This window comes from Nocardia sp. NPDC004722 (genome assembly GCF_053601505.1).
On the sequence record NZ_JBSGBY010000646.1, the window covers coordinates 1 to 4,564 of the forward strand.

Here is a 4,564-nt window from a genome sequence, read left to right on the forward strand (position 1 = left end):
CACGCACCGCGGCCACCACGGCCGCCTCGCGGTCGGCGTCCATGTCGAAGACCAGCGATTCCTTCCCGTCGGGGAAGTGCGCGAAGAGGGTGACCACCGCGCGCAGATCCGCCTCGACGTCCTCGACGGTGACCCGCACCCAGATGCGAGGCCGCGCCGCCGGGACGGTGCGCAGCCACCCGGCGATCTCGGCACGCGCGGAATCCTTGTCTCCCAGCGGAACCGCGTCCTCGAGGTCCAGCAGCACGACATCGGCCGGACCGGCCAGCGCCTTGTCGAACAGGTCGGGGCGGTTACCGGGGACGTAGAGCGCCGATCTCACCGGGGCGTCTCCTCACTGCGGAGCCTCCGCCGCACGCGATTCCGAAGTGAAACATTGTTTCTCTCAACGAAACATAACCTCGATACAGTAGCTGCGTCCAGCAGTTGTCCCAAAACGATCGTGCACGGCAGCGAACCAACTATGGTCACTAGGGATCACTGAAAGAAACGCTATTCCGACAAGGGAAACAGCGTGCCCTCCCCATTGGAGTCACGATGAGCCTTCGGGGTTCTACACTGACCGTCCTGGCCGCCGCGTGTATCGCCGCCGTCGCCGGAATCTCCCCCGCCGCAGCCGAATCGCCGGTCCTGCCCGGCACGATCGACCTACCGTGCGCGACCTCGACCCTGCGTCAGACCGTCGACTGGTACCTGCCGGCGGGCGTGCCACGCGGGTTGGTCTGGGTGCAGCACGGCTTCGCTCGCGCGAGCGAGAACGTCGCGGCCCTGTCGGAATCCCTCGCCGCCGCAGGCTATCTGGTCTTCGCGCCCAGCCTGCCGTTCCTCAACCTCGATGGCTGCACCCTGCAGAACCTCGGCGACAACACCGCCTTCCTCGACCAAGTGGCCGGGTTGTTCACCACCGCGGACGATCCGTCCGGCCCACTCGCCCGCAGCCTGGCCGCCGCGGCCGCCCGCGCGGGGCGCACCGCTCCCGAACTTCCCCGGCGATTCGTGTTTCTGGGCCACTCCGCGGGCGCGGAGGCCGTCGAGTACGTCGCACACCGGCTGCACACCACCGCGCCCGCCATCTGGCCGCGGGTCCGCGGCTTGGTCCTGCTCGATCCGGTGAAGTCGTTCCTGGGCGACAACACCGACATCGCGCTCGCCGACCTCGACCCGACCGGCCTGCCCATCCTCACCGTGTCCGGCCCACCCTCGCTGTGCAATGCCCTGGGATCCGGCACCACGGCCCTGCAAACCCTCCTCCACCGCCCCTTCGTCGGCGTCCGGCTCCCCACCGGCGAGCACACCGACGCTGAAGGCGACAGCTCGGACACACTCGGCGAATTGTTCTGCGGCGTACCCCAATCGGCGAACGTCACCGTCGTCCAACACCTCGCGATCGACTGGACCACCGACTTCTTCAGCGCCCCCCTCGCCTCCGACCCCCACACCGCCACCGCGTCCGTCGCTGCGGACCTCGGCCTCCAGACACTGGCCGGGGCATGAACGCTCGTCGGTCGCTTCTCCTGCCGATCATGGCGTTCGGTGTCCTGATCGGCGGAAGCCACTCCGGCGACCGTCGATACCGGAAACGGATCGGCCCATTCGCCCTGGCCGACAAAGGAATCCGCACCAGCGAGGGCACCGTCCGGTCGGGCACGACCCTTGCGATATTTCTCGACCCGCGCCCCCTAGATCAGATCGAACCGGGAGGCGAGGTCGATGGTGCGGTGCGCACGGCGCAAACGTGGGATGTCGCTGCCCTTGGTCGCGTTGGCTCCATCCGAACCGAGCTGGGCGATGGTCGCTCGCGCCGCCGCGATGTCGTCGACGGTCGGGCTGAGGACGGTATTGATGAGGGCGGCGTGCGCCGGGTCGAGGCAGAGTCGGCCGGTCATGCCCAGCGAGCGCGCCGAGGCGGTCTCCCGTTGCACGAGGCCCTCGTCGTTCACGATCGACGGGCCATCGATGGGTCCCGGCAGGCCCGCGGCCCGGCTGGCGACGACCAACCGCGACCGCGCGTAATCCAGAATCGCCGATCCGGGCTCCGCCCCCAGATCCATGCGCAGATCTCCACTGCCCAGAGCGAGGCGGCAGACCCGGGGATGATCGGCGATCTGCCGCGCCGCTTCCAAGGCCACTGCCGTCTCGATGAACGCGACCAGCGGCACCGGCGCGGGTAGGGCGGTAGAGACCAGCTCGATATCGGTCGCCGAGTCGACCTTCGCGATCATGACACCCGCCAGCTGGGACAGGTCGCCGATCGCCTCGACATCGTCGCGCCAGTACGGCGAGCGGACGTCGTTGATGCGGATCCAGGCCGGACCCTGCTCGAGAATCCCACGGGCCACGGTGCGCGCGAACGCCTTCCGCTGCGGAGCCACACCGTCCTCGAGGTCGATGACAGCGACGTCGGCGCGGGTACCCGCCATGCGGCCGGTGTTGTCGGAGGTCGCCGACAGCAGCCACCACGATCGCGCCAGCTCGGGGGACAATCCGGTAAAGGTGGTCATCGAAGTTCCGCCTTCGAATTCACTGCAAACACAGACAACCTTCCTCTTGTTCATCCCCGTCGGCAGATATCGCCGAAATGATTGCGCCCCCGCACCGGATCGCGACCACAGGATATGTGCGATACCTCTATGCTCGCAATTGAGCGGAAGCGAACTCGCCGGTAACCACCAGAAGACCTGCAAGATATATTTCGTAAATAAAGTTCATGATGTGCGTCACTACGAAAAGGCTTCCCTCGAATTGGATTACGCCCAGCCGCACCATCCCCGCCGGAAGGGGATCCCGGGAGCACGTGCAGGCGTCCCCTGAGGAAGCCGCCCGGCCCGAGCCCGGCGCGGGCGGGTCCCGGCCTTCATGTGAGAGCCGACCTCGATTCAGCCATAGCCACGCGGTCGTGCCCGGCAGTGGACCGCCGTCATGCCATTAACGTTGGGCCCATGATCGTTTGGCTTAATGGCACCCACGGCGCTGGCAAGACAACGACCAGCGCATTTGTGCAGCAACTGATCCCGGACTCGCGGGTGTTCGACGCGGAGAAGGTCGGCGAAACCCTGATGGACATCACGCCGGGGCTGCCCGAGACCGACAACTTCCAGCACTGGCCGCCGTGGAGGCCGCTTGTGGTCGAGACCGCCCGCCGCGTACTCGACTACACCGGCGGCATCCTCGTGATTCCGATGACGGTCCTGGTCGAGCAGTACTGGCGCGAGATCAGCACGGGCCTGGCCCAATACTCGATCCCGGTAAGGCATTTCGTCCTCCACGCCGACCAGGACACCCTCCGTGGGCGCATCGAGGGGGACACCCTTCTCGGCCCCTCCGCGTTCCGGCTCAAATATCTGGAGCCGTACGCCGAGGCAGCCCGCACGTGGCTACACCGTGATGCCGAGGTCGTCGACACTACGCACCTCACACCCGCCCAGGCGGCATGCCGGATCGCCGAGGCCGTCAAGGGTTGAGACCTTCGCGCTCAAATATCGTCTCAACTCCTGAGGTCCAGGGTGTCGAAGTGGCGGGCGGACCAGATGAGTCGTGAGGGTTCAACCACCCACAACAAACAGAAGCCACCCGAAACCCGCAGGTCGGCGGCGTGTTACCGACCAGGACACGCCGTCCGAAGTAGGATCGGGCGATGCGGTCCATTTGGAAGGGCTCCATCGCGTTCGGGTTGGTGAATGTTCCCGTGAAGGTTTATACCGCCACGGAGGATCATGACATCAAGTTTCACCAGGTGCATGCCGTTGATGGTGGGCGGATTCGGTATGAGCGGGTGTGCACGGTGGATGGGCAGCCGGTGCAGTATTCGGATATCGACAAGGCTTATGAGTCGCCTGATGGGGATCGGGTGATACTCACCGACGAGGATTTTTCGAAGCTGCCGGCGGCGGAGAAGCACGAGATTCCGGTGTTGCAATTCGTGCCGTCGGAGCAGATCGATCCGATTCTGTTCGACAAGAGCTACTATCTGGAACCCGACTCGACGACGCCGAAAGCGTATGTGCTGCTGGCGAAGACGCTCGAACGGGTGGATCGGGTGGCCCTGGTGCATTTCACGTTGCGGCAGAAGACACGGTTGGGGGCGCTGCGGGTGCGCGATGGGGTGCTGGTGTTGCAGACGCTGCTGTGGCCCGACGAGGTGCGGTCGGTGGCGTTCGACAAGCTCGAGGATGTGTCCGAGCCCAAGAAGCAGGAACTGCAGATGGCCGAGACGCTCGTCGACACACTCTCGGATGATTTCGATCCCAGCCTCTACGTGGACGAATACCAGATCGAGCTGAAGAAGCTGCTCGACGAGGCGATCGCCAGCGGCAGCAGCAAGGTCACCCGTGCGCCCGAGGCCGCGGCGCCGGAGATGGACGCCGAGGTGGTCGACCTGGTCGCCGCGCTACAGCGAAGTCTGGAAGCCTCCGTACGCAAGACCGGCGCCGCACCAGCCGCACCCGCGAAAGCCCCTGCCAAGGCGGCGACCGCGGACCGGCGGCGGTTCGGATACATGCCCGAGGAGCGCGGGTTGTATCCGAAGCAGCCGATCGTCGATCAGCTCGTGTATCTGGCGCGGTTG

General features: G+C 65.9%; 5 protein-coding genes. 3 read left to right on the forward strand and 2 right to left on the reverse strand.

Translation table 11 applies throughout. From position 1 onward, the window contains the following. A partial coding sequence (locus ACWELQ_RS38830) for an aldolase/citrate lyase family protein (RefSeq protein WP_452401999.1) occupies positions 1 to 322 on the reverse strand: 322 nt, incomplete at its 3' end. Positions 323 to 537: 215 nt separating this feature from the next. On the opposite strand from ACWELQ_RS38830, the gene ACWELQ_RS38835 reads away from it, so the two are divergent. Continuing rightward, positions 538 to 1,494 (forward strand): alpha/beta hydrolase, encoded by a 957-nt coding sequence (locus ACWELQ_RS38835; RefSeq protein ID WP_452402000.1) that lies wholly within the window; start codon positions 538 to 540, stop codon positions 1,492 to 1,494. Between the two features lie 185 nt (positions 1,495 to 1,679). Here ACWELQ_RS38835 and ACWELQ_RS38840 read toward each other — a convergent pair whose 3' ends face one another. Next, the gene (locus tag ACWELQ_RS38840; protein WP_452402001.1) at positions 1,680 to 2,501 is read right to left on the reverse strand and encodes an HpcH/HpaI aldolase/citrate lyase family protein; all 822 of its coding nucleotides are present in this window, start codon (positions 2,499 to 2,501) and stop codon (positions 1,680 to 1,682) included. Between the two features lie 438 nt (positions 2,502 to 2,939). Between ACWELQ_RS38840 and ACWELQ_RS38845 the strand changes: the two genes are divergently transcribed. After that, the gene (locus ACWELQ_RS38845; protein ID WP_452402002.1) at positions 2,940 to 3,461 is read left to right on the forward strand and encodes an ATP-binding protein; all 522 of its coding nucleotides are present in this window, start codon (positions 2,940 to 2,942) and stop codon (positions 3,459 to 3,461) included. A gap of 173 nt (positions 3,462 to 3,634) precedes the next feature. Continuing rightward, the coding region (ku, locus tag ACWELQ_RS38850) for a non-homologous end joining protein Ku (RefSeq protein ID WP_452402003.1) at positions 3,635 to 4,564 on the forward strand (930 nt) is incomplete at its 3' end.

Excerpts from the sequence above, each read along its gene's own strand:
- ACWELQ_RS38840 (WP_452402001.1), bottom strand. The coding sequence starts at position 2,501 with ATGACCACCTTTACCGGATTGTCCCCCGAGCTGGCGCGATCGTGGTGG.
- ACWELQ_RS38835 (WP_452402000.1), top strand. The coding sequence starts at position 538 with ATGAGCCTTCGGGGTTCTACACTGACCGTCCTGGCCGCCGCGTGTATC.
- ACWELQ_RS38845 (WP_452402002.1), top strand. The coding sequence starts at position 2,940 with ATGATCGTTTGGCTTAATGGCACCCACGGCGCTGGCAAGACAACGACC.